26 protein-coding genes are annotated in these 23509 nt (G+C 72.3%); 20 read left to right on the forward strand and 6 right to left on the reverse strand.

Features of this window, described 5'->3' with window-relative positions:
- The 4 genes from AC1DP1_RS21400 to AC1DP1_RS21415 form a co-directional block, all read right to left on the reverse strand.
- Positions 1-333 (reverse strand): acyl-CoA dehydrogenase family protein (locus AC1DP1_RS21400; RefSeq protein ID WP_477508548.1); only part of this gene is annotated, 333 nt, incomplete at its 3' end.
- Positions 333-1568 (reverse strand): CoA transferase, encoded by a 1236-nt coding sequence (locus AC1DP1_RS21405; protein WP_477508549.1) that lies wholly within the window; start codon positions 1566-1568, stop codon positions 333-335. The genes AC1DP1_RS21400 and AC1DP1_RS21405, both read right to left, overlap by 1 nt.
- Positions 1568-2554 carry a MaoC family dehydratase gene (locus AC1DP1_RS21410; protein ID WP_477508550.1) on the reverse strand — a complete coding sequence of 329 codons (987 nt, stop codon included), beginning with the start codon at positions 2552-2554 and terminating at the stop codon, positions 1568-1570. The genes AC1DP1_RS21405 and AC1DP1_RS21410 overlap by 1 nt, the downstream gene beginning before the upstream one ends.
- Positions 2551-3420 carry an HpcH/HpaI aldolase/citrate lyase family protein gene (locus AC1DP1_RS21415; RefSeq protein ID WP_477508551.1) on the reverse strand — a complete coding sequence of 290 codons (870 nt, stop codon included), beginning with the start codon at positions 3418-3420 and terminating at the stop codon, positions 2551-2553. Before AC1DP1_RS21415 ends, AC1DP1_RS21410 begins: the two co-directional genes overlap by 4 nt.
- Before the next feature lie 79 nt (positions 3421-3499).
- Here AC1DP1_RS21415 and AC1DP1_RS21420 point away from each other — a divergent pair, with 79 nt between their 5' ends.
- From AC1DP1_RS21420 to AC1DP1_RS21440, 5 genes are all read left to right on the forward strand, one after another.
- On the forward strand, positions 3500-4384 hold the full coding sequence (locus AC1DP1_RS21420) for a LysR substrate-binding domain-containing protein (protein WP_457191778.1): 885 nt from the start codon (positions 3500-3502) through the stop codon (positions 4382-4384).
- A 73-nt stretch (positions 4385-4457) separates the two neighbouring features.
- Complete coding sequence (locus AC1DP1_RS21425) at positions 4458-4640, forward strand: hypothetical protein (protein ID WP_457191780.1); 183 nt, start codon at positions 4458-4460, stop codon at positions 4638-4640.
- A gap of 15 nt (positions 4641-4655) precedes the next feature.
- Entirely contained in the window at positions 4656-4817 is a 162-nt protein-coding gene (locus AC1DP1_RS21430) for a hypothetical protein (RefSeq protein WP_477508552.1), read from the forward strand.
- A 40-nt stretch (positions 4818-4857) separates the two neighbouring features.
- Positions 4858-5388: a TetR/AcrR family transcriptional regulator gene (locus AC1DP1_RS21435; protein WP_477508553.1), complete on the forward strand. Its 531-nt coding sequence runs from the start codon at positions 4858-4860 to the stop codon at positions 5386-5388.
- A gap of 44 nt (positions 5389-5432) precedes the next feature.
- Entirely contained in the window at positions 5433-6248 is an 816-nt protein-coding gene (locus AC1DP1_RS21440) for a DNA/RNA non-specific endonuclease (RefSeq protein ID WP_477508554.1), read from the forward strand.
- A gap of 27 nt (positions 6249-6275) precedes the next feature.
- On the opposite strand, the gene AC1DP1_RS21445 is transcribed toward AC1DP1_RS21440, so the two are convergent.
- Positions 6276-7022, reverse strand: coding sequence for an IclR family transcriptional regulator (locus tag AC1DP1_RS21445; RefSeq protein WP_477508555.1), 747 nt, complete (start codon positions 7020-7022; stop codon positions 6276-6278).
- 72 nt (positions 7023-7094) lie between these two features.
- Here AC1DP1_RS21445 and AC1DP1_RS21450 point away from each other — a divergent pair, with 72 nt between their 5' ends.
- The 5 genes from AC1DP1_RS21450 to pcaC are packed head-to-tail and all read left to right on the forward strand — an operon-like array spanning position 7095 to position 10949.
- Entirely contained in the window at positions 7095-8294 is a 1200-nt protein-coding gene (locus tag AC1DP1_RS21450) for a 4-hydroxybenzoate 3-monooxygenase (protein ID WP_477508556.1), read from the forward strand.
- Positions 8279-9064: a protocatechuate 3,4-dioxygenase subunit beta gene (pcaH, locus tag AC1DP1_RS21455; RefSeq protein ID WP_477508557.1), complete on the forward strand. Its 786-nt coding sequence runs from the start codon at positions 8279-8281 to the stop codon at positions 9062-9064. Before AC1DP1_RS21450 ends, pcaH begins: the two co-directional genes overlap by 16 nt.
- Positions 9061-9588, forward strand: coding sequence for a protocatechuate 3,4-dioxygenase subunit alpha (gene pcaG, locus AC1DP1_RS21460; RefSeq protein ID WP_477508558.1), 528 nt, complete (start codon positions 9061-9063; stop codon positions 9586-9588). Before pcaH ends, pcaG begins: the two co-directional genes overlap by 4 nt.
- Complete coding sequence (locus AC1DP1_RS21465; RefSeq protein WP_477508559.1) at positions 9581-10543, forward strand: lyase family protein; 963 nt, start codon at positions 9581-9583, stop codon at positions 10541-10543. Before pcaG ends, AC1DP1_RS21465 begins: the two co-directional genes overlap by 8 nt.
- Positions 10544-10571: 28 nt before the next feature.
- Positions 10572-10949 carry a 4-carboxymuconolactone decarboxylase gene (gene pcaC / locus AC1DP1_RS21470; RefSeq protein WP_457191798.1) on the forward strand — a complete coding sequence of 126 codons (378 nt, stop codon included), beginning with the start codon at positions 10572-10574 and terminating at the stop codon, positions 10947-10949.
- Between the two features lie 22 nt (positions 10950-10971).
- Here pcaC and AC1DP1_RS21475 read toward each other — a convergent pair whose 3' ends face one another.
- On the reverse strand, positions 10972-11952 hold the full coding sequence (locus AC1DP1_RS21475) for a LacI family DNA-binding transcriptional regulator (protein ID WP_477508560.1): 981 nt from the start codon (positions 11950-11952) through the stop codon (positions 10972-10974).
- A 77-nt stretch (positions 11953-12029) separates the two neighbouring features.
- On the opposite strand from AC1DP1_RS21475, the gene AC1DP1_RS21480 reads away from it, so the two are divergent.
- The 10 genes from AC1DP1_RS21480 (at position 12030) to AC1DP1_RS21525 (ending at position 23508) form a co-directional block, all read left to right on the forward strand.
- Positions 12030-12596, forward strand: coding sequence for a TRAP transporter small permease (locus AC1DP1_RS21480; protein ID WP_477508561.1), 567 nt, complete (start codon positions 12030-12032; stop codon positions 12594-12596).
- A complete protein-coding gene (locus tag AC1DP1_RS21485) occupies positions 12593-13867 on the forward strand; it encodes a TRAP transporter large permease (RefSeq protein ID WP_477508562.1) in 1275 nt (424 codons plus the stop codon). Before AC1DP1_RS21480 ends, AC1DP1_RS21485 begins: the two co-directional genes overlap by 4 nt.
- Positions 13864-14775: a shikimate dehydrogenase gene (locus AC1DP1_RS21490; RefSeq protein WP_457191806.1), complete on the forward strand. Its 912-nt coding sequence runs from the start codon at positions 13864-13866 to the stop codon at positions 14773-14775. Before AC1DP1_RS21485 ends, AC1DP1_RS21490 begins: the two co-directional genes overlap by 4 nt.
- Positions 14775-15812, forward strand: coding sequence for a DctP family TRAP transporter solute-binding subunit (locus AC1DP1_RS21495; protein WP_457191808.1), 1038 nt, complete (start codon positions 14775-14777; stop codon positions 15810-15812). Before AC1DP1_RS21490 ends, AC1DP1_RS21495 begins: the two co-directional genes overlap by 1 nt.
- 19 nt (positions 15813-15831) lie before the next feature.
- A complete protein-coding gene (locus AC1DP1_RS21500) occupies positions 15832-16821 on the forward strand; it encodes a phosphotriesterase family protein (RefSeq protein ID WP_477508563.1) in 990 nt (329 codons plus the stop codon).
- Entirely contained in the window at positions 16821-18596 is a 1776-nt protein-coding gene (locus AC1DP1_RS21505) for a bifunctional sugar phosphate isomerase/epimerase/4-hydroxyphenylpyruvate dioxygenase family protein (protein WP_477508564.1), read from the forward strand. The genes AC1DP1_RS21500 and AC1DP1_RS21505 overlap by 1 nt, the downstream gene beginning before the upstream one ends.
- A gap of 113 nt (positions 18597-18709) precedes the next feature.
- Entirely contained in the window at positions 18710-20791 is a 2082-nt protein-coding gene (locus AC1DP1_RS21510) for an elongation factor G-like protein EF-G2 (RefSeq protein ID WP_477508565.1), read from the forward strand.
- A gap of 18 nt (positions 20792-20809) precedes the next feature.
- On the forward strand, positions 20810-21094 hold the full coding sequence (locus tag AC1DP1_RS21515) for a DUF2218 domain-containing protein (protein ID WP_457191816.1): 285 nt from the start codon (positions 20810-20812) through the stop codon (positions 21092-21094).
- Positions 21095-21181: 87 nt separating this feature from the next.
- The gene (locus tag AC1DP1_RS21520; protein ID WP_457191818.1) at positions 21182-22690 is read left to right on the forward strand and encodes a DUF3375 domain-containing protein; all 1509 of its coding nucleotides are present in this window, start codon (positions 21182-21184) and stop codon (positions 22688-22690) included.
- Positions 22687-23508 (forward strand): DUF4194 domain-containing protein, encoded by an 822-nt coding sequence (locus tag AC1DP1_RS21525; RefSeq protein ID WP_477508566.1) that lies wholly within the window; start codon positions 22687-22689, stop codon positions 23506-23508. The genes AC1DP1_RS21520 and AC1DP1_RS21525 overlap by 4 nt, the downstream gene beginning before the upstream one ends.
- Position 23509 lies beyond the last annotated feature (1 nt).

The raw sequence follows: 23509 nt of genomic DNA on the forward strand, positions 1-23509 counted from the left end.
CTTCTGCTCCGGCGTGCCGTGCCGCAGCAGCATGTAGGCCACGATGAAGTGGGTGTTGATCACCCCCGACACGCTCATCCACCCCCGCGCGATCTCCTCGACCACCAGCGCATACGTCAGCAGGCTCTCGCCGAGCCCGCCGAACTCCTCCGGGATCGTCAGCCCGAACACGCCGAGCTCCTTCAACCCCTCGATGATCTCGGTCGGGTACTCGTCGGCGTGCTCGAGCTCCTGGGCCACCGGGATGATCTGCTCGTCCACGAACTGCCGGACAGCCTTCAAGATCTCGGACTGGTCCTCGGAGAGGCCATCGGTCAGGCAGAGGCGAGGCATCAGCGTGCTCCGTTCATCGCAGGGGTGGGGGAGGTGGGGCGTACGACGCCGGCGTCGGCGAGCCGGCCGATCTCGAGGTCGCTCAGTCCGAGCACGTCGGCCAGCGCCCACTCGGTGTCGGAGCCGAAGGTCGGTGCGGGACGTGGGACGGCGTACGCCCGGTCCCAGCGCAGCGGCGACGTGCCGGTGAGCATGGGGCTGCCGCCCTGCTCGACCTCCACGAGGACGGCGGACTCGTCGCCGCGCCGGTACGCGTCGACGACCTCCTTGGGCGAACGGAACTCGCCGACCATCACCCGGCTGTCCGCAGCGGCGGCGGTGACCTCGGCAGCGGTGCGGGCCGCGAACCACGGTGCGAGCACGGCCTCGATGATCGCGCGGTGCTCGAACCGCTGTCCCTCGACGGACAGGTCCGCGCCGGTGCTGGCGGCGAGGGCGTCGAAGACGGCGCCGGTCCCGGTGAGCCGCACGAGGTCGCCCCACTGCTGGCGGGTGATGGCGACCGCGATGACACGGCGGCCGTCGGCGCACGCGAAGTCCACGCCGAAGGCGCCGAACATGTGGTTGCCCAGCCGGGGCCGGTCGTGGCCGCGCTCGGCCGTCTCGGCCAGCCAGCCGAGGTGGGCGACGTGCGCGGCGGCGACGTCGGCCAGGGCCAGGTCGATCCGGGACCCGACCCCGTCCTGGCGCCGGCGGTGCAGACCGGCCAGCAGCCCCGAGACGGCGAGGAGGCCGGTGGCGATGTCCCACGCGGGCAGCACGTGGTTGACCGGGCGCTCGCTGTCGACGTGCCGGGTGAGCATCGGCACGCCGTAGAGGGGGTTGACCGCGTAGTCCATGGCCGGGCGTCCGTCCGGGTGGCCCTGGATGTGCACGTGCACCAGGTCCGCTCGCCGAGCGCTCAGCGCCTCGTACGAGAGGAAGTCCCGGCCGATCGTGTTGTCGACGAACAGCCCGGCGTCCTCACCGGGCGCCGTGATCAGCGCGCTCGCCAGCTCCTGCCCCTCGGGGCTCCGGAAGTCCAGCGCGACCGACCGCACGCCCTTGTTGAGCCCGGACCAGAACAGGCTGTGGCCCTTGCGGTCGAGCGGCCAGCGACCTGCGTCGGCGGGACCGGACGCCGGGTCGAGGCGGATCACCTCGGCGCCGAGCTGGGCGAGGGTCATCCCGGCCAGGGGACCGGCGACGAAGCTGGTCGTCTCGACCACCCGGAGGCCGGCGAGCGGCGCACTCATCAGCACCACCCCGAGAAGCGCCAGTCGAGAACGGGTCGCGGGTCGCCACCATCCGTCGCGTCTGCGGTGACGACGGAGCGGAGGTCGACGACGCGCGTGACTCCCGGCCCGGGACGTACGTCCTCGACGGTGACGGTGCTGCGCAGGGTGTCGCCCTCGTGCACCGGACCGGTGTGGTCGCAGGAGCGCCACCCGAGGATCGTGACGAGGCCCGGGAGCGCGCGGCTCGCCTGGGCGGCGGCGATGCCGATGGTGTGGCCCCCGTAGACCAGCCGCTGTCCGCCGCCGGCACGCGCGTCGTGGTGCACCTGCGCGACGTTGAGGGTCAGGCGCGCCAGCTCGGGAGCGCTGCTCACCACGTCGCCGCCGACCACCTCGATCGTGGTCCCGACCGCAGGCGGGGCGGGGCGCTCCGGGAGGGCGCTGACATCTAGCCCTTCGAGCATGGCGAGGGGGACGTCGGTCCCCGAGCCGATCGACGAGAGGTCGTCGGCGTGGTCGGTGGGCGGGGCGCCGGGGGAGAGGGGGAGCATCGCGCACCGGTGGAAGTCGAGGACGGGTGCGCCGTCCTGGTCGACGGTCGTGATGCGGAGGGCGGCCAGACCGGTCAGCGGCTTCCCCTCGCGCGGGGTGTTCTGCTTGAGGCCGACGACGGTGGTGGTCGTGGACAACGTGTCGCCCAGCGCCGGCAGCCGCCGGAAGACCAGCCCGCGGTAGAAGAGGTTCGCTCGCACGAAGTGGGTGGCCTGCGTCGACTGCCCGATGCAGGTGTCCCAGACGTACGCCGGGTGGGCGAGCGGGCCTCGCCCGCCGAGGCGTCGGCCGAGCTCGTGGTCGGTCGCGAGCGGGAGCCGGTCACCGACGATCGCCTGGTGCAGGGCGGCGCCGCCGGAGGTCAGCGTGACCGCCGGGGCGGAGTCGAAGACCTGACCGCTGCGGAGCTCGTCGAACCAGGGGCCGCGCGCCTGGGTCGTGGGGGCGCTCATCGCAGGGCCTCCGCCCGCGCCAGCACCGCGCGTGCCCGGACCGCCACGGCCTCGTCGAGCATCTGCCCGTCGAGGGCCACGGCCCCGGCGCCGCCGGCCACCGAGTGCTCCAGCGCGGACACGATCCGCTCCGCCCAGTCCAGCTGCTCGGCCGACGGGTTGTAGGTCAGGGTCGCCGCCTCGACCTGCGCGGGGTGGATCACCCAGGTGCCGTCGAACCCCAGCGCCCGGGCCCGCTCCCGGTCACGGGTGAACGCATCGTCGGCGGCGGTGCCGAGCCACGGTCCGTCGATCACCGCACGGCCGGCCGCCCGCGCGGCGACGACCACCTGGTGGCGTACGACGTCCCACAGCGTCGGGTCCGCGCCCGGGTCGCGGCCGAGGTCGGCGGCGAGGTCGGCGTAGCCCACGACGACCGCCCGCACCAGCGAGCTGGCGGACACGATGGCATCGAGGTCCCGGAGCGCGGGGGCGGACTCGACCAGCACGTCGACCTGGACGCGCGCACCGGGGGCGGCACCCCGGAGCAGTCGCTCCACGAAGCCGACGTCGGCTGCCGACTCCACCTTGGGCACCACGAGCGTGACCGCCCGGCCGTCGCGGGCACGTGCGTCGGCGACGGCGAGGACGTCGCGGTGGCACCAGGGGGTGCCGACCTGGTTGATCCGGACGGCGAGCGACGGGGCTGCGTCGCCCTCGAGGACCTCGACCACCGCCGCACGGGCGGCGTCCTTGGCCTCGGGCGCCACGGCGTCCTCGAGGTCGAGCACCACCTCGTCCGCCCCGGAGGCCAGCGCCTTCGCGACCATCCGCGGGTGCGAGGCGGGGACGACGAGCGCGCAGCGGGGGATCGGGGGATGGGACATGCGGTCGAACCTAGGCGTGACCCAGTGATACGCGGAAGTATCCATTTCCAAGCGACTAGAACCCTGCAAGTATGAGTGGATGGAACTGCGCCACCTCCGCTACTTCGTCGCCGTCGCCGAGCAGCGGCACTTCGGACGGGCCGCCGAACGCCTCCACATGGCGCAGCCGCCGCTGTCGCAGCAGATCCGCCAGCTCGAGGCCGAGCTCGGTGTCACCCTCCTGACCCGCACGACGCGGCGCGTGGACCTGACCCCGGCGGGAGCGGCCTACCTCGACCACGCCCGCGAGATCCTCGCCGCGGTCGACGAGGCCGGCGCCGTCGCCGCCCGTATCGCCGCCGGCCGCACCGGCCGGCTGATGGTCGGCTGCGTCGGCTCGGCGACGTACTCGCTGCTCCCGGCGCTGGCCAAGCGGATGCGCGCCGAGCTGCCCGACGTCGACTTCGGCTTCCGCGGGGAGATGCTCTCGCCCGACCAGGTGGCCGCCCTGCACGACGGGTCGCTCGACCTGGCGCTGCTCCGCCGGCTGCCCGACACCGCCGGGCTCACGGTGACCGACGTACGCCACGAGCGCCTGATCGTGGCGCTGCCGCAGGAGCACAGGTACGCCGACCGCAAGCGGCTGCGGGTCGCCGAGCTGGCCGACGAGGGGCTGATCATCCATGCGGGCAACGGTCGCTCGGCGATGCACACGCTGGTCCACGACCTGTTCGCCGCCGCCGACCTGGAGCTCCAGGTCGTGCACCAGGTCGCGGAGACCTCGACGCTCGTCACCTTCGTCGCAGCAGGGCTCGGCATCGCGGTCGTGCCGGAGCCGACGTCGGACCTCAACGTGCCGGGAGTGGTCTACGTCCCGCTCGTCGGCACGCCCGGCGTCGACCTCGTGGTGGCCACCCGCGAGGGCGACGCGAACCCGGTGCTCGCGCGAGCCCTGGCCCGGTTGAAGGAGCTGGCGGAGGCCTGACCCTTGGACAGATACGCTACGATAGACGTATCGAAAATCTGAGGGCCGGCAACGGCCCGGGAAGAGGTGGCACATGGGTGTCGAAGTGGTCGTGTTCATCGTTGCGGCGTCGATCGCGGGCGGGCTGTCGATGGGCGCCGTCACGTGGATCTACTTCCTCGACAAGTGGCGGGCGGACCCGGAGCAGTCGTCGACGCCGCCGGCGCCCTCCGTCTTTTCGCAGCCCGGCGACCGCCGGCTCGACGAGGCTGCGTGAGCGGGGATGCACCCAGTGCTCGTCCTGCTCGCGTTCACCCTCGCCGCCGTGCTGACGTACGTCCTCGTCCTCGGGCTGCTCACGGCGCTGTCGATCCCCAAGCCCGACCCGGCGCCGGAGATCGACGGCGAGCCCGCCTCGGACCCAGCCGCGCGAGGTGAGCATGCCCGACCCTGACGGGACGGGTCCCCGACCCGGGCGACCGCGTGCAGCGTCGGTGGACCAGCGCCTCCAGGCCGCCGTCCTCGCGCTCCTCCGCGAGGGCGGCCCGGGCTCCGTCACCATGGACCGCGTGGCAGCCACGTCGGGCGTCGCCAAGACCACCATCTACCGCCGCCACCCCAACCGCGGCGAGCTGCTGACGGCCGTCCTGTCGGCGGCGATCGGCCTGCCGGACGTGCCCGACGAGGGCGACGTCCGCGACAAGATCCGCTACGCGCTCGAGCAGGCGTGGCACCAGATGGGCGTGGTCCTGGGACCGGGTGGTCTCGCCGCGATCGTGGGCGACAGTGACCCGGAGTTCACGGGGCTGTTCCGCGCTGCGCTGCAGCCCTACGTCGACAACCTCGTCCGGCGGATCCAGGAGGACGTCGACGCCGGCCTCCTGCGGGAAGGTCTCGACGCCGAGGGCGTGGTGAGCCTGCTGGTCGGTGCCTACCTCGGCGAGCTCGTCCGCCACGGCGAGGTGTCGCCGGAGTGGATGGACCGGGCGCTCGAGCTCCTGTGGGTGCTCATGGCACCCGCCTGAGCGCAGCGCTGACGCCTGTCGCAGGTGTGCGCAAGACTGCGGACGTGGCTGACCTCGGGTACGACCCCCGCTTCCTCGACACCGACCTCGCACCGCCGCAGGCACCCGCGCCCGGGCCGGACGAGGACCCCGCCCTCGCGACGCCGCTCGACTACGTGCACTTCACCGTCCGGATGCACCCCGAGCGCCGCTTGGCGTGGTGGGTCGCGTGGAACATCGACGGCCTGCGCCTGTTCCCCGGCGACAGCATCAGCCGCTCGGGCCAGCGCTTCCGGCTCGACCCCCGCATCCCGGCCGACGCACAGACCGGGGAGGAGGTCTACGCCGACAACGACCTCGACCGCGGCCACATCGCGCGCCGCTCCGACCTGTTGTGGGGCACCCTCGACGAGGCGAAGCGGGCCAACTCCGACTCCTTCCACTTCACCAACATCACGCCGCAGCACCAGGACTTCAACCAGTCCGGTCGCGGTGGGGTCTGGGGCCTGCTCGAGAACGCCGTGCTGGAGCTCGAGGGCCTCGAGGACCGGCGCCTGACCCTGTTCGGCGGGCCCGTGCTCGCCGCGGAGGACCCGCCCTACCGGGGCGTCCAGCTGCCGGTCGAGCACTGGAAGGTCGTCGTCTACCGGCTCGGCGGACAGCTGCGCGCGAAGGCGTTCGTGCTGACGCAGGACCTCGACGGCATCGAGGGCGCCGTGCCCGACTTCCTCGACGACTTCGACACCTGGCTCGTCCCGCTCGACCTGCTCGAGGAGCGCACCGGCCTGACGTTCCCGAGCCTGCGGGAGGCCGTCGAGCCCGACGAGCTCCGGCCCGCCGGTCCGGTCCTCGTCACGGATGCCCAGCAGGTCGCCTGGTAGGCAGCAGCGCCGGTCGATCGTCTGAGCTCACCGTGCGAGGCGCGTGATCCCCGCCGCCGCGACCGAGAGCGCCGCCACGAGCCGCTCCCGGTCGCGGCGCAGCGACGGCACCACGATGCCGAGCGAGGCCACGACGTCGCCGTCGCCGTCGCGCACCGGCACGGCGACGGAGCAGGCGCCCAGCGTCAGCTCCTCCCGGGTGGTCGCGAAGCCGTCGCGTCGGACCCGCTCGAGCTGGCGGGCCAGGGTGCCCGGCGTGACGATCGTGTACGGCGTCAGCCGCCGCAGGTCGGCCAGCACCCACTGCTGCACCTCCACCGGGGCGTGCGCGAGCAGCACCTTGCCGACTCCGGTCGCGTGCATCGGCAGCCGCGAACCGACCCTGCTCACCACCGGCACCGAGGTGACGCCGGAGAGCCGGTCGAGGTAGAGGACCCGGTGGCCGTCGCGCTCTGCGAGGTGCACCGTCGCGCGGGTGGCCGCCTGGAGGTCCTGGAGAAACGGTGCGGCGACCTCGCGCAGCCCGGTCTGCACCGGCGCGAGCAGGCCGATGTCCCACAGGCGCCGGCCGATGACGTACGAGCCGTCGTCGGTGCGCTCCAGCGCCCCGGCGGCCAGCAGGCGTCGGACGATCCGCAGCGTCGTGGGCGGGGTCAGGCCGCTGCGCGCGGCCAGCCGGGTCAGCGTCAGCCGCCGGTGGCGCTCGTCGAAGGCGCCGAGCACGTCGAGGGTGCGGTCGACCAGCGACGCACCGGGAGCGGAGCCACCTGCCACGTGCGCAGCCTATTCCACTGAGTGACATCCGGGTGGTGACGCGACCACAGCCACCTCCCTAGCGTCCGACCCATGACCATGACCCGCACGCAGGTCGCGATCGTCGGCGGCGGCCCCGCGGGGCTGATGCTGTCGCACCTGCTGCACCGCGCGGGCATCGAGTGCGTCGTGGTCGACAACCGCACGGTCGAGGAGATCCGCACGACCCACCGCGCCGGCATCCTCGAGCGCGACAGCGTGCGGCTGCTCGCCGAGACGGGCGTCTACGCGAGCGGCCACGAGCGGGTGATCACCCACGGCGACCGGCACGGCGGCATCTACCTGCGCTTCGGCGGCGAGAGCCACCACATCGACTTCGAGGAGCTGGTCGGCGCCTCGGTGTGGCTCTACCCGCAGACCGACGTCTTCGTCGACCTCCACGCCGCCCGCACCCGTGACGGCGGCGACCTGCGCTTCGGGATCACCGACACGGCCGTGCACGACCTCGACTCCGGCCGGCCGCGGGTGACGTACGTCGATGGCGACGGGCGGGCGCACGAGGTGAGCGCCGACCTCGTCGTGGGCGCCGACGGCTCCCGCTCGATCTGCCGCGACCACGTGGAGGGGCGGAGCCGCTACGGCCGGGAGTACCCGTTCGCCTGGTTCGGGATCCTGTGCGAGGCGCCCCGCTCGGCCCCCGAGCTGATCTACACGCGCTCGGACGGGGGCTTCGCGCTGATCAGCCAGCGCACCGACACCGTGCAGCGGATGTACTTCCAGTGCGACCCGGGCGAGGACGCGAACGCCTGGTCCGACGACCGGATCTGGAGCGAGCTGCAGGCGCGGCTGGCCGGGCCCGACGGATTCGAGCTCGAGGAGGGCCCGGTGATCGAGCGGACCGTGCTGCCGTTCCGCTCCTTCGTCCAGACCCCGATGCGCAGCGGCCGGCTGCTGCTCGCCGGCGACGCCGCGCACACCGTGCCGCCCACCGGCGCCAAAGGGCTGAACCTCGCCCTGGCCGACACCCGCGTGCTGGCCGAGGTCGTCGAGCGCGCCATCGGCACGGGCGACCTCGACGCGCTGGACGCCTACACCGATCGCGCCCTGCAACGGGTGTGGAGGGCGCAGCACTTCTCCTACTGGATGACCACGATGCTCCACCGGGCGCCGGGCCAGCAGGAGCACCGGGACTTCGATGAGCTCCGCCAGCTCGGCGAGCTCACCAGCCTGGTCTCGTCCGAGGCCGGTGCCACCTACCTCGCGGAGGGATACACCGGATGGCCGACAGCATGACCGGGCTGCAGCCCCAGGACGCCATCGACAAGGAGATGCAGGTCATCTCGGAGTCGTACGCCGCCGGGGACGGGGTCGAGGCACAGCCGCGGCGAGACTACGCGCCGTACCGCTCCTCCCGGCTGCGCCACCCGACGAAGGATCTCCAGCAGGCCGACCCCGAGGGGATCGAGCTCTGGGCGCCGGTGTTCGGCGCACGCGACGTCGGCGAGCTCGAGTCGGACCTGACGATCCAGAAGGGCGGCGAGCCGGTGGGGGAGCGGATGGTCGTCACGGGCCGCGTCCTCGACGGCGAGGGGCGGCCGGTACGCCACCAGCTCGTGGAGGTCTGGCAAGCCAACGCCGGCGGGCGCTACATCCACCAGCGCGACCAGCACCCGGCGGCACTCGATCCGCACTTCACCGGGATGGGGCGCTGCCTCACCGACGCCGACGGCACCTACCGGTTCACCACCATCAAGCCCGGCCCCTACCCGTGGAAGAACCACCACAACGCCTGGCGGCCGGCGCACATCCACTTCTCCCTCTTCGGCACCGACTTCACCCAGCGCCTGGTGACCCAGATGTACTTCCCGGGCGACCCGCTCTTCGGCCTCGACCCGATCTTCCAGTCCATCGTCGACCCGCGCGCCCGCGAACGGCTGGTCGCGACCTACGACCACGACGTGACGCAGCACGAGTGGGCCACCGGCTATCGGTGGGACATTGTGCTGACGGGGTCGCACCGCACCCCGCTCGAACAGGACGCTGCCGAGGAGGACCACGCGTGACCCCCATCCCGACTCCCGGCCAGACGGTGGGACCGTTCTTCCACTACGCGCTGCCCTACGACGGCGACAGCGAGCTGGTGCCGCGGGGCGCCGCAGGCGCGGTTCGCCTGCACGGCACGGTCCGCGACGGCGCGGGCGAGCCGGTGCCCGACGCCATCCTCGAGCTCTGGCAGGCCGACGCGGCCGGTGAGGTCGTGCAGCAGGCCGGGTCGCTGCACCGCGACGGCTGGACCTTCACCGGCTTCGGCCGGAGCGCGACCGATGCGGAGGGGCGCTACTCCTTCACCACCCTGGTGCCAGGGGAGTCGGCACCGTTCTTCGCGGTCACGGTCTTCGCACGCGGGCTGCTCCACCGGCTCTTCACGCGTGCCTACCTGCCGGGCACGTCCGACGCGTTCCTCGATGAACTCGCCGCGGACCGTCGGTCGACCCTCGTGGCCACCGCCGACGGGTCCGGCTTCCGCTTCGACGTACGCCTCCAGGGCGAGGACGAGACCGTCTTCCTCGACTTCGGCGATGAGTGACCTGTTCTGGCCCGGCGACCGCCTGGCGGGCGACGTGTTCACCGACGAGGCGTTCGTGGCGGCGATGGTGGCGGTCGAGTCGGCCTGGGCGGGCACCTCCCTCGGGGTCCCGGACGGTCCGTTCGATGCGGAGGCCGGCGGCAACGCGGTCATCCCGCTCGTCGCGGCCCTGCGTGACGCCCACCCCGGGGTCGACGTGCACACCGGGCTCACGTCGCAGGACGTGCTCGACACGGCGCTGGTGCTGATGCTGCGCGACGCCGTGGGTGCGGTGCGCGCGCACCTGTCCTCCGCCACATCGGCGCTCGACCGGCTCGCGGCCGCGCACGGCGAGGCGCCGATGATCGGCCGGACGCTCACGCAGTGGGCGCTGCCGATCACGTTCGGGCACAAGGTCTCGGTGTGGCGCTCCGGCCTGTCCGGCGCCTCCGACGACCTGACCGCGCTGGCCTTTCCCGCACAGTGCGGGGGACCGGTCGGCACCGTGCGGGACGACCGCCTGGCCTCCCGGCTCGGCCTGGACGACGTACCGGCCTGGCACACCGACCGCCGGCCGATCACCCGGATCGCCGACGCCCTGACGGCGACGACCGGAGCGTGCGGGCGGATCGCGCGCGACGTGCTCGAGCTCTCGCGCCCCGAGATCGGCGAGGTCTCCGAGTCGTCCGGTGGAGGTTCGTCGTCGATGCCGCACAAGGCCAACCCGGTCCTGTCCGTGCTCGTCCGGCGGGCCGCCCTCACCGCGCCCCAGCTGCTCGCCACGCTCCACCTGTGTGCCGCCGACCAGGTCGACGAACGCGCCGACGGTGCGTGGCACGCCGAGTGGGACACGCTGCGCCTGCTGGTCCGGCGTACCGCCGTCGCCACGAGCCAGACCGCCGACCTGATCGCCGGGCTGCAGGTGCACCCGGACCGGATGGCCGACAACCTCGCTGCTGCCGAAGCGGCCCGCTGACCCACGCACGATCCCACCTGGAGGTGGCATGACGAAGTACGACGACGGCATGGCCGTGCGCCGCGAAGTGCTCGGCGACGAGCACGTCGACCGCGCGACCGACCGGATCACCGACCTGGACCGCGACTTCCAGACCATGATCACGGAGTACGCCTGGGGCACGGTGTGGACGCGTCCCGGCCTCGACCGGCGCACCCGCTCGCTGATCACGATCACCGCGCTCGTCGCCAGGGGTCACCACGAGGAGCTGGCGATGCACCTGCGCGCCGCACGCCGCAACGGGGTGACGGTGGAGGAGATCGGCGAGACCCTGCTGCAGAGCGCGATCTATTGCGGCGTACCGGACGCGAACACCGCGTTCCGGATCGCCCGCGAGGTGTTCGCAGGCGGGCGCGACGACGACTGAGCCCGGCGACGACGGGCACCTCCTACGCGGCCCCGGTGGACCCGCGCAGCACGAGCTCGGTGGGCAGGACGACGGACGGTTGGTCGTCGTTCGCCCGGGCGTCGGCGGTGAGCAGCAGCTCGACGGCGACCCGCCCGAGGTCCACGTGAGCGCCGCCGAGCGTGGTGAGCCCGGGGGTGCACACGTCGGCGGCGAAGATGTTGTCGAACCCCACGACGCTGACGTCGGCGGGCACTCGTAGGCCCCGCTGCGTGAGGCGCTGGATGACGCCGATCGCGAGCAGGTCGTTGTGGGCGACGATCGCCGAGGCGCCGTCGTTCAGGGCGCCGTCCGCGGCTGCCCCGCCCTGGCTGACCTTCGGGGTGAACGGTCCGATCCGGCGAGCGGTGGTTCCGGCTCCCTCAGCCGCCTCCTTCAGGGCAGCCCAGCGGGTGGCAGCCATCCAGGAGTTGCGTGGTCCGGCGAGGTAGACGAGCTCGCGGTGGCCCAGCGAGGAGAGGTGGGCGACGATCTGCCGGCACCCCTCGACGTGGTCCAGCACGACGCTGGCGAGCCCGGGCACCTCCCGGCTCATGAGGACCACTGGACGCTGGTCCGCGATCTGCCTCAGGTTCTCGTCCGGCAGCCGGCTCGCTGCAAGGAGGAATCCGTCGACGGCCGGCGCGAGTCGCTGGATCTGCTCCCACTCCATCCGCGGCGACTCCTCCGCGTTCACGAGCAGCAGCGTGTACTCCGACATGCGGGCCCGCATCTCGGCGCCCCGGATCAGCTCGAAGTAGTGCGGGTTGGTGATGTCAGAGACCACCATGGCCACGGTGTGGTGGCGGCCTGACAGCAGCGCCCGTGCATGAGGGTTGGGCCGGTAGCCGAGCTCGGCCGCGCTGGCCAGCACCCGTTCACGGGTCTCGGTCGAGACCCTCCCGGGGTTGGTGAAGGCGCGCGAGACGGTCGAGGTGGCGACGCCCGCAGCGGTCGCGACGTCGTAGATGGTGGGTCGGGCCACGAGGACAGGACAACGTACGTGGCAACTCGATGGCAACCCCTTGCCGCATGTTTGCCGCACTCCGTAACTTCGCCGCTGTGACGACCATCACCAAGGACGGCCGAGGCGACCGGCACATGCCGGCGTGGCTGAGGCGAGTGGCACGGGTGCTGACCGCCGTGGAGCTGACGATCGGTGTCGCCGCGCTGGTGCTGATCTTCGGCCTGGTGCTGGTCCAGGCGGCGCAGCGCTACCTCCCGATCGACGGATGGCCGTGGAGCGGGGAGCTCGCCAGGTTCTGCCTGGTCTGGCTCACCTTCGTCCTCGCCGGCGTCCTGGTCACCAACGACTCCCACATCTCCATCGAGATGATCGACCTCGTCCCGGGCGACCTCGTGCGGCGGGTCGTCCGCGTCGTCTCCTGCCTCGTCGTCGCGCTGATCGGTGTCGCCCTGTGCGCGGAGGCGTGGGAGCTCGTGCAGACCCAGGACATGCTCAAGTCGCCGGCGATGCGGATGCCGATGTCCTGGCTCTACGGCATCTCGATGATCGGCTTCGTCAGCGTGGTGGTCCGCTCGCTGATCGCCGCCGTGGACTACGCCGTGCACGGCGTGCCCGAACCGACGTACGACGCCCTGGCGACCCACGAGATGCCCACGGCATGAGCGTCCTCGTCCTCTGCCTCCTGATCGCCGCGCTGCTGGTGATCCGCGTCCCGGTCGCGTTCGCGTTCTTCGGCCCCTGCTTCCTCTACATGATGACGAGCGACCAGTCCGTGGGCCTGGCCCTGAGGCTGGTGTCCAACTCGACGGCGAGCTTCCCGCTGCTCGCGGTGCCGCTCTTCATCCTTCTCGGCTCGATCGCCAACAAGGCGGGCATCGCCGACCGGCTCTTCGACTTCGCACTCGCGCTGCTCGGCCGGGTGCGCGGCAGCCTCGGCTACGTCAGCGTCGGTGTCAGCCTCGGCTTCTCGTGGATGAGCGGCTCCGCGGTGGCGGACGCGGCCGCGCTCGGCAAGGTCGAGATCCCGGCCATGCTGCGCGCCGGCTACTCGCGTCCGTTCGCGCTCGGGGTCGTGGGCTCGTCCTCCCTGATCGCCCCGGTGATGCCGCCGAGCATCCCGGCAGTCATCTACGCCGGTCTGGCCGGCATCTCGACCGGGGCGCTCTTCGCAGCCTCGGTGGTGCCGGCCCTCCTGATGGCCATCGGCCTGTGCATCGTGGTGTTCCTGTGGGTGCGGCGGATGCCCGACCTGCCGAGGACCGAGTTCAGCTGGAGCCGGGTGGCGACCACCGGCCGTCGCGTGATCGCGCCGCTCGGTGCGCCCGTGATCATCCTCGGCGGGATCCTCGGCGGATTCGTCACGCCCACCGAGGCGGCGGCCGTCGGTGCCCTCTACATGCTCCTCCTCGGGTTCGCCCTCCGCACCCTGCACCTGCGTGACCTGCCGAAGGTGTTCATCGAGGCCGCGCTCACCACCGGCAGCATCATGCTGATCGTCGCGTCGGCCAACCTGCTGGGCTACGTCCTCGCCCGCGAACGGGTCCCCCAGGAGATCTCCCAGTGGATGCTCGGCCTGACGAGCGACGCCACCGTGTTCCTCCTCCTGGTCTTCGCGTTGTCGATGGTGCTGGGCACGGCACTCGACGCGATCGCCGTGCTCACGCTGACCGTCCCCATCCTGCTGCCGATCGCGGCGCAGTACGACGTGGACCCGATCGCGCTCGGCGTGCTGATGATCCTGTCGCAGATGATCGGGCTGCTGACGCCGCCGGTGGGCACGGTCATCTTCGTCCTGCAGGCCATCACCAAGGCCAGGATGGCGGAGGTCTTCTGGGGCTCGCTGCCCTTCCTCGTGCCGCTGACGCTCCTCTGCTTCGGGATCATCTTCTGGCCGGACGTGATCCTCTACCTGCCCGAGAGGCTGGGCCTGTGAGCGCGCCGGACCGGCGTTCGTGGCTCGCCGGCCTCATCGGGCAGGGCGTCGGACCGTCGCTGACGCCCGAGATGCACGAGCGGGAGGCCGAGCGCCAGGGTCTGCGCTACGTCTACAAGGTCATCGAGCAGGCCGGCGGAGTGGTGGACGCCGCTCACCTCGAGCACCTCCTCGGCGCCGCGATCGAGCTGGGCTACGACGGCCTCAACATCACCCACCCGGTGAAGCAGGCGATGGTGCCGCTCGTCGACGAGACGGCCCCCGCGGTCCAGGCGATCGGCGCGCTCAACACGATCATCATCCGCGACGGACGGACGACCGGGCACAACACCGACGTCACCGGGTTCAAGCGGTCCTTCACCGACGGGCTGCCGGACGTCGACCGCGACCGCGTGGTGCTGCTCGGCGCGGGCGGGGCCGGGACTGCGGTGGCACACGCGCTCGTCGACCTGGGCGTACGCCGACTCCTCGTCGTGGACCTCGACCACGAACGTGCTGCCCGGCTCGCGGCCTCGCTGGACGACCGCCCGACCGACATCGAGATCGTGCAGCCGACCGAGGGATGGCTGCGGGCGGCCGTGGGCATGGCCACGGGTCTGGTCAACGCCAGCCCCATGGGCATGGCCGCCCACCCCGGGTCGCCGGTCCCGGACGAGGTGCTCCGGCCTTCGCTGTGGGTGGCTGACATCGTCTACCGGCCGCTCCACACACCTCTCCTGGACGCCGCCGCGGCGGCCGGGTGCACCGTCCTGACGGGCGCCGGGATGGCCGTGCACCAGGCCGCCGACGCCTTCGAGCTGATCACCGGCCGGCCCGCCGACCGCGCCGCGATGCTGCGCGACTTCGACGAGCTCGTCGCGACCGAGACGAGCCGCTCTCGGACCACCACTGAGAAAAGGAATCGATGATGGCACCTCGCACGAAGGGAAGGAGCGCGGCCCTCGCAGCCTGCGTCGTCGCGCTAACGATGTTCCTCGCCGCCTGTGGTGGCGACGACGAAGACGAAGGCGGCGGGTCCGGGGAGTCCGGCGGGGACGCCACCCTGCAGCTGGCCCACAGCTACACCGAGGACCAGCCGCAGCACCGCTGCGGGGCGCAGGTCATCGCCGACGAGGTCGAGAAGGCCGACGTCGGGATGTCGATCGAGATCTTCTCCTCGAGCCAGCTCGGAGCGGACGCCGACCGGATCGCCTCGGTGGTCTCCGGCGACATCGACATGGACATCCAGGGCGCATCCGCGCTGGGCGCCATCTACGAGCAGGTGTCCGTGCTCGATGCGGCGTACGCCTTCGACGACAGCGACCACCTCGCTCGCTACTTCGACAGCGACGCCGCCGATGAGCTGCTGCAGGGGTTCGAGGAGGAGACCGGCGTGCACACCCTGGGCGCGTGGTCTGCCGGCATGCGTGAGTTCACCGCCAACGAGCCGATCCGCGAGCCGGGTGACCTCGACGGCCTGCGGATGCGTTTCCCCAACTCCCCGCAGTTCCTCATGAACGCCAAGGCGCTGGGCGCCGACGCGACCGAGGTGGCCTACGAGGAGCTGTTCCTCGCCCTCCAGCAGGGCACGGTCGACGGGCAGGAGAACCCGATCACCAACATCGCGGCCAGCAGCCTCCAGGACGTCCAGGACTACATCTCGATGTCGGACCACCAGGCGAACTCCAACCTGGTGATCATCGGGGGCGACTCGTGGTCGGGCCTCAGCTCCGAGCAGCAGGACGCCCTGACGTCCGCGGTCGAGGCGGCGGAGGAGCAGGTCCCGGAGTGCGTGGCCGAGGACGAGGAGGCCACGCTCGCGGAGTGGGAGGAGAGCGGCGACATGAAGGTCGTCGACGACGTCGACGTCGAGGCCTTCCGCAGCCAGGCCGACGCCTACCTCCGCGACAACTTCGACGAGGACCAGCTGGCGGTCTACGAAGGCGTCCGCGGCGAGGCCGAGTGACGAGGGGCGTGACAGGACGGTGACCGAGCGGACGGTGGAGACCTTCCGGGGGCCGGTGTCGACCGACGACCTCGGCACGACGCTCATCCACGAGCACGTGTTCGTCGGCCACCCCGAGCTGGACGTGGACCTCCCCCACCCCGAGTGGGACGAGGACGTCGCGATCGAGACGGCGGTCCAGGGGCTGGAGCGGTTGTGGGACCTCGGGGTCCGCACCGTCGTCGACCTCACCGTCCTGGGCATCGGTCGCGACGTCGCCCGCGTCGCGAAGGTGGCCGAGCGGGTCCGCGTGCACCTGGTCGCCTCGACCGGCTACTACGCGGCCGACGTCCTGCCGGCGTACTTCTCGACGCACGGCCCGGGCCGCCTGGTCGGGGGACCGGACCCGCTGCTCGAGCTGTTCCTGCGCGACATCGAGGTGGGAGTCGCGGGCACCGGTGTGCGGGCCGGCATGCTCAAGGTCGTCACCGACCGCTCGGGCATCACCCCCGACGTACGCCGGGTGATGGAGGCGGCAGCGACCGCGCAGCGGCGCACCGGCGTCCCGATCACGACCCACACCCATGCGCCGTCGCGCAACGGGCTCGAGCAGCTCGCCTTCTTCCGGGAGCACGGCGTCGCACCCGAGCGGCTGGTCATCGGGCACTGCGGCGACAGCGAGGACCTGGACTACCTGCGCGAGCTGATGGACGCCGGGGCGAGCATCGGGATGGACCGCTTCGGGATGGAGCACGTGCTGCCTGACGACGTACGCGTGGCGACCGTGCTCACCCTGCTGCGGGAGGGGTACGCAGACCGGATGGTCCTCTCCCACGACGCGGCCTACTTCAGCCGCGTCACGCCGCCGTCGTGGCGTGCGGCGAACGTGCCGCACTGGAACCTCGAGAACATCTCCCGTCGGATCCTTCCCCTGCTGCGTGACGGAGGCGCGACCGACGAGCACGTCCACCAGCTGATGGTGCTCAACCCGGCGCGGCTGCTCACTCCCTCGAAGCCCGCGGAGACGTGATGCGCACGTCGATCGCGACGGTCTGTCTCAGCGGCACCCTGACCGACAAGCTCCGTGCCGCTGCCGAGGCCGGCTTCGACGGGGTCGAGATCTTCGAGCCCGACCTGGTCGCCTCACCGGCGAGCCCGGAGGAGATCGTGGCGCTGGCGGACCGGCTGGGGGTCTCGCTCGACCTGTACCAGCCGTTCCGGGACGCAGAGGGTGTCACCGAGGACGAGTTCGAGCGCGTGCTGCGGCGGGCCCGGGCGAAGTTCGTCCTAATGCAGCGACTGGGCATCGAGACCATGCTCGTGTGCAGCAACGTCGGCACCGCGACGATCGACGACGACGCGGTGTCGGCCGGCCAGCTGCGACGCCTGGGGGAGGCGGCCGCCGAGCACGGCGTGCGGATCGCCTTCGAGGCGTTGGCCTGGGGGCGCTACGTCGACGACTACCGGCGGGCCTGGCGCATCGTCGAGCTCGCCGACCACGACGCGGTCGGGGTCTGCCTCGACAGCTTCCACATCCTGTCCCGTGGCCACGACCCGGCCGCGATCGAGGAGATCCCGGGCCGCAAGGTGTTCTTCCTGCAGCTCGCGGACGCTCCGGCGCTGAGCATGGACGTGCTGTCCTGGTCGCGCCACCACCGCCTGTTCCCGGGGGAGGGAGCCTTCGACCTCGGGTCGTTCCTCACGCGCGTCCTGCGGACGGGGTACGACGGACCGCTGTCCCTGGAGGTGTTCAACGACGTCTTCCGGCAGACCGAGGTCGGGAGGACCGCGCGCCAGGCGCGCCGGTCCCTCACCTGGCTGGAGGACCTGGTCGGTAGCCGGCCCCTGCCGCCGGTCGCCGAGCCGACCGGCTTCGACTTCGTCGAGGTGCGGGCGGAGGACACCGGCGAGGTCGACGTCCTCCTCGGACAGCTCGGCCTCACCTTCCGCGGCCGGCACCGGAGCAAGGACGCACGGCTGTGGGCGGACGGGCCGGCGCGGATCGTCTGCAACGAGCAGCACGCCCGGGACCGCGCGCCCTCGCTCGCCGCCGTCGGGTTCCAGGTGGCTGACCCCGCGGTGTCGGCCGCCCGCGCCCGGGCCCTCCAGGCGCCGACCGTCTACCGCAGGACGCTCGCCACCGAGCAGGAGCTCCCGGCCTTCCGGGCACCCGACGGCACGGAGGTCTTCCTCGGCTCGGACTCCGGGAGCGAGGCCACGTGGACGCCGGAGTGCGAGGGCGGCCGGACGCCGGACACCGCTCTCCTGACCGGGATCGACCACGTCAACCTGGCCGAGCCGTGGCAGTGCTTCGACGAGGCGGTCCTCTTCTACAGCAGCGTCCTGGGGCTGCGCGTGGACGTCAGCCAGGAGGTGCCCTCACCCCACGGGCTGGTGCGCAGCCAGGTCGTGCGGTCGGCCTCCGGCGCCTGCCGGCTCGCCCTCAACGTCGCGCCGCTGACGTGGGACGCGTCCTCGGGCTTCCCGCAGCACGTGGCGTTCTCGACCGACGACGTCGCCGCCGTCGCCAGGCGGGCGGTCGAGCGCGGCCTGGTGCCGCTGGCGATCCCGCAGAACTACTACGACGACCTCGTCGCCCGGTTCGACCTCTCCGAGGCCGAGGTCCGGGAGATGGCCGAGCTCGGCCTCCTGCACGACCGGGACGGGGCGGGCACCTTCACGCACTTCTACACCGCCACGGTCGGTGAGGTGTTCTTCGAGGTGGTGCAGCGCGTGGACGGCTACGACGGCTACGGCGCTCCCAACGCCGGCGTACGCCTTGCGGCCCAGGCCCCGGATCGCTGACTGCGCGCCCGGACTGGACAAGCACCAGGCTCGCCCTTGCCTCGCGGGACCAATCGGGCGACAGTGGGCTGACCGTTCTCGGACCGTCGGAACAGCGAGCAGGAGCCGCCACGGTGAGCAGAGATTCCGGCGGTGCTGCCGGCCAGGCGGGCGCTCCGGTCGCGATCGCGCCGGAGGCGATCCGCAACGTCCTGGTCGTGGGCCCGGCGGGTGCGGGGAAGACCACCCTCGTCGAACGGCTGCTGGTGACGGCCGGGGTGCTGAACAGGGCCGGCAGCACCGAGGACGGCACGACCGTGTGCGACTTCGAGGAGGTCGAGCACCGGCAACGACGCTCCGTCGGGCTGGCCGTCGCTCCGTTGGTGCACGACGGCGTGAAGGTCAACCTGCTGGACGCCCCAGGGTACGTCGACTTCGTGGGGGAGGTGCGAGCAGGCCTCCGCGCTGCGGACTGCGCGCTGTTCGTCGTCGCCGCGAACGAGGGGGTCGACGAGCAGACCCGGACGCTCTGGCGTGAGTGCGCCGACGTGGCGATGCCGCGGGTGGTCGTCGTCACCAAGGTCGACCACGCCCGGGCCGACGTCGACGGCGTCGTGGCGCAGGCGCGCGGAGCCTTCGGCGAGCGGGTCCTGCCCGTCTACCTCCAGGAGGGCGGGCGTCTGGTCGGCCTGATCACGGGGGACCACGGCCACGACGCGCAGCGTGCAGCGCTCGTCGAAGGCATCATCGAGGAGTCCGAGGACGAGACGCTGATGGAGCGCTACGTCGGCGGCGAGGAGATCGACGCCGGGCTGCTCCTCAGGGACCTGGAGGTCGCGGTCGCCCGGGGCTCGCTGCACCCCGTCGTCCCGGTCGACTCGACCAGCGGCGTGGGAGCGGGCGAGCTTCTCGACCTCATGGCGTCCGCGTTCCCCTCACCGCTCGAGCGCCGGATGCCGAAGGTCTGGACGCCGGCGGGTCGACCTGGCCCGGAGATCGCGTGCGACCCGTCCGGTCCGCTGGTGGCAGAGGTGATCAAGACGACCACCGACCCGTACCTCGGACGCGTCAGCCTGGTCCGCGTCTTCTCGGGGACCGTGCTGCCGGACGCCACGGTCCACGTGTCCGGGCACCGCTCGGTGTGGGCGGGTGGGGCCGACCCGGACTCGAGCCACCCCGACCACGACGAGGACGAGCGGATCGGGTCGCTCTCCGTCCCCCTGGGCAAGTCGCACCGCACCGCCCCGGCCGTGGTCGCCGGCGACCTGTGTGCCATCGGGCGGCTGAGCCGGGCCGAGACCAGCGACACCCTTGCCGACGTCGAGACGCCGCTCGTGCTCGAACCCTGGCAGGTGCCCGACCCCCAGCTGCCGGTGGCGATCGAGGTCCGGACGAAGAGCGCCGAGGACAAGCTCGGCCCGGGACTCCAGAGGCTCGCCGCCGAGGACCCCACCCTGCGCGTCGAGCACAACGAGGAGACCCACCAGGTCGTGCTGTGGACGATGGGGGAGGCTCACGCCGACGTGCTGCTGGACCGGCTCGCCGGCCGCTACGGCGTGGACGTCGACGAGGTCGAGGTCCGGGTGCCGATGCGGGAGACATTCGTCCGCGCGGCCACCGGCCACGGTCGGCACGTCAAGCAGAGCGGTGGGCACGGGCAGTACGCCGTGTGTGACATCGAGGTCGAGCCGCTCCCACAGGGCGGTGGGTTCGAGTTCGTCGACCGCGTGGTCGGAGGTTCGGTGCCCCGGCAGTTCATCCCCTCGGTCGAGAAGGGGGTCCGGTCGCAGATGCGGGACGGGGTGGCGAACGGCTGCCCGACGGTCGACCTCAGGGTGACCCTGACCGACGGCAAGGCCCACAGCGTCGACTCCTCCGACATGGCGTTCCAGACCGCCGGTGGGCTGGCCCTGCGCGACGCGGCGACGCAGGGAGGGACGTGCCTCCTGGAGCCGGTCGACGAGGTGGAGGTGCTCGTCGCGGACGCCCTGGTCGGCACGATCATGGGGGACCTGTCCGCGCGACGGGGCAAGGTCCTCGGCAGCGAGCCGGCCCGCGAGCCGGGCATGGTCGTGATCAGGGCCCACGTCCCCCAGCTGGAGCTCCGCCGGTACGCCGCCGAGCTGCGCTCGCTCGCCCACGGCTCGGCGTCGTTCACCCGGGCGTTCGCCCGCTACGAGCGGGTCCCCGACCAGGTCTCCGCCACGCTTCATTGATCGTGCTTGGCTGGGCGCATGAGCAAGCACGGAACCATGACCACCGACCGCCCCGAGCGCTACGCGAAGCAGCTGGCCGGGCACTGGTCCGCGAAGGCGACCGTCACCGAGGACGGGGACACGCGCACGCTCGTCATGGCCGGCGGCCAGACCGTGGTCCTCCGGCCCGTCGAGGGTGCCCTCGAGATCGAGGCGAGCGTGCCCGCCGACGGTGACCTGGACGTGGACCGCTGGGCCCAGGTGGTCGCCGACCACCTGCAGCGGTTCGGCCAGCGTGACGAGCTCGAGGTCGTCTGGGCCTGACCACCGGGCCCGCCCCACGAGCCGTCGGCGCCCTTTGTCATGCTTGCGCACCGACACAGGTGGGACGAGGTAGGGGGAGGCCGGGTGGTGAGCGAGATCGCAGGCGAGCTCGCGCGCGTGAAGAGCGCGTTCGCGCAGCCCACGCTGACCCTGCTCCACCAGCGGCAGGCGCCCGTGGTGATCACGATCTTCCGCACGGCGTTCGGGCGCAACAACAACCCGATCCCGACGGCCCGGCTGCACGCGCAGGTCGAGGAGCACCTGGCCCAGATGCGGCTGGCGGGGGAGCAGGACGTCCCCACCGGCACGGGCCGGGAGGTCTGCCAGCGCTGGATGCGCGGGCAGTGGCTGGTGCGGTCGCTCGACGAGGCGGGCCACGAGGTCTATGCGCTGACCTCGCACGCGCAGCAGGCGCTGGAGCTGGTGAAGAACCTCGCCCGCGACCGGGCCACGCTCAGCGAGCACCGGGTCGCCACGATCCTCGGCACCGTCCGCCGCTTCAACTCCGAGGCCAACCCCGACCGGACGGCCCGCGTGACGATCCTCAACGAGGAGATCGCCCGGCTGCGGGTCGAGCGCGACCGCCTCGTCGACGGCGGGGAGCTGGAGGGCGCGACCGAGGACTACATGCTCGAGGGGTTCACCGAGCTGCTGTCGCTGATCTCCGCGCTGCCGAGCGACTTCGCCCGGGTCGAGGAGCGCTTCGCGACCATCCGGACCGAGATCCTCGCCGCGTTCCGGGCGGAGGACCGTCCTGCCGGTGAGGTGATCGACGACTACCTGTCCCGCGCCGACGCCCTGATGACGGCGACGCACGAGGGACGCGCGTTCGAGGGCGCGTTCGCGCTGCTGCGCGACGACGCCCTGGTGACCCAGCTGCGCGAGGACCTGACCGACCTGCTCGAGCACCCGCTCTCCGACCGGCTCCTCAGCGACGCCGACCGGGCCGAGCTGCGCGGCACGGTGCGGCTGGTGCGCGACGGCCTCGACCGGGTGCTCGCCCAGCGGTCGCGGGTGACGGCGACCCTGAAGGAGTACATCGTCTCCCACGACGCGGCCCGCGACCGTGAGCTCGAGCAGACGCTGCGCCAGGTGGAGGCCGAGCTGATGACGTGGATGGCCACCACCGGGCCACGCGCGGCCCACGACGTCCCACTCCTGCCCGCGCGGACGGGCATCGACCACCTGCGCGAGCGCTTCCACGACCCCGCCGACGACGTGCTGCCCGACCGGATCAGCACGCCCGACCCCGACCTCGCGCCCCCGGTCTCGCTCGCCGAGCTCGTCGCCCAGGGCGGGCCCAAGCTGGCGACGCTCCGCGAGCGCCTCGACGCGGTGATGACCTCCCTGCTCCCGGTCGCCTCCCTCGGCGCCCTCTTCGACGGGCTCGAGCCGTCGCTGCGCCGGCCGGTGGAGATCTTCGGGCTGCTGCACCTCGCTGCCGACCGGGAGTGGCGGGCCGAGGAGTCCATGGAGGCGTTCGAGGCGGTCCGCCCCGACGGGAGCAGGCGGACCTTCGCCGTACCTCGTACGCCGCTGCCCGACCCCGACCTGCCCGAGACYCAGCAGACCCAGCCGACGGAGACCCGCGCATGAGCGTCGAGACCCACCCCGAGACCGACGCAGAGATCGACTCCGACCACGGCTCCGACCTCGACCCCGCGCTCGACTCGGATATGGACTCCGAGGTCCGCGACGTCGACCTCGGCGACGACGAGCTCCTCGACGAGCACTCCGTCTCGCTGTTCGAGGGCGACGAGGGCGGCCTGGAGTACGCCCAGCGCCGGGCCTTGGTGACGTTGCTGAAGCAGCGCTTCATCAGCGCCCGCACGCACCCGCGCGACTGGCGTGTGCTCGTCGAGCACGAGCGCCTGCTCCGGTCGCGGCTCAACGACCTCTTCCTCGACCTGCAGGTCGACCGCGCCCGCGAGGTCGCGTGGAAGCGCCAGGCGACCTCCGAGACGGGGAGCCGGTTCCCCACGATGCTCTACGACGCCGCGTGGTCGCGCGAGGAGACGCTCGTGCTGGTCCACCTCCGCGACCGGCTGCGTGCCGGGGCCGCGAGCGGCGACGCACGCGTCTTCGTCGACCGGGAGGACGTCGTCCGCTACGTCTCGAGCTTCCGGCCCTCGCACGCGACCGACGTCGCAGGCGACGAGAAGCGGGCGCGCAACGCGATCACGGGCATCGTCAAGGCCGGCCTCCTGATCGGCACCGGCTCCGAGGAGCGCTTCGAGATCAGCGAGGCCGTGGAGCCGCTGATCCCGCTGGAGCTCCTGCAGGAGCTGCTCGCGGCGCTGGTGGCCGCCAACGACACCGAGGTCCCGTCCGGGACCGACGACACGGCCGACCTGTTCGACGACCACGCCGACGCCGCCACCGTGGTCGCCGGCGACCACGCAGAGGAGCTGTGAG

This window comes from Nocardioides sp. P4_G10, assembly GCF_056401175.1.

What these genes read in the sequence shown, in the direction of transcription:
- AC1DP1_RS21485 (WP_477508562.1), top strand. Translation starts at nt 12,593, where the DNA reads ATGAGCGTCCTCGTCCTCTGCCTCCTGATCGCCGCGCTGCTGGTGATC.
- AC1DP1_RS21465 (WP_477508559.1), top strand. Translation starts at nt 9,581, where the DNA reads ATGAGTGACCTGTTCTGGCCCGGCGACCGCCTGGCGGGCGACGTGTTC.
- AC1DP1_RS21495 (WP_457191808.1), top strand. Translation starts at nt 14,775, where the DNA reads ATGGCACCTCGCACGAAGGGAAGGAGCGCGGCCCTCGCAGCCTGCGTC.
- AC1DP1_RS21515 (WP_457191816.1), top strand. Translation starts at nt 20,810, where the DNA reads ATGAGCAAGCACGGAACCATGACCACCGACCGCCCCGAGCGCTACGCG.
- pcaC (WP_457191798.1), top strand. Translation starts at nt 10,572, where the DNA reads ATGACGAAGTACGACGACGGCATGGCCGTGCGCCGCGAAGTGCTCGGC.
- AC1DP1_RS21450 (WP_477508556.1), top strand. Translation starts at nt 7,095, where the DNA reads ATGACCATGACCCGCACGCAGGTCGCGATCGTCGGCGGCGGCCCCGCG.
- AC1DP1_RS21410 (WP_477508550.1), bottom strand. Translation starts at nt 2,554, where the DNA reads ATGAGCGCCCCCACGACCCAGGCGCGCGGCCCCTGGTTCGACGAGCTC.
- AC1DP1_RS21505 (WP_477508564.1), top strand. Translation starts at nt 16,821, where the DNA reads ATGCGCACGTCGATCGCGACGGTCTGTCTCAGCGGCACCCTGACCGAC.
- AC1DP1_RS21425 (WP_457191780.1), top strand. Translation starts at nt 4,458, where the DNA reads ATGGGTGTCGAAGTGGTCGTGTTCATCGTTGCGGCGTCGATCGCGGGC.
- AC1DP1_RS21415 (WP_477508551.1), bottom strand. Translation starts at nt 3,420, where the DNA reads ATGTCCCATCCCCCGATCCCCCGCTGCGCGCTCGTCGTCCCCGCCTCG.
- AC1DP1_RS21525 (WP_477508566.1), top strand. Translation starts at nt 22,687, where the DNA reads ATGAGCGTCGAGACCCACCCCGAGACCGACGCAGAGATCGACTCCGAC.
- pcaH (WP_477508557.1), top strand. Translation starts at nt 8,279, where the DNA reads ATGGCCGACAGCATGACCGGGCTGCAGCCCCAGGACGCCATCGACAAG.
- AC1DP1_RS21420 (WP_457191778.1), top strand. Translation starts at nt 3,500, where the DNA reads ATGGAACTGCGCCACCTCCGCTACTTCGTCGCCGTCGCCGAGCAGCGG.
- AC1DP1_RS21405 (WP_477508549.1), bottom strand. Translation starts at nt 1,568, where the DNA reads ATGAGTGCGCCGCTCGCCGGCCTCCGGGTGGTCGAGACGACCAGCTTC.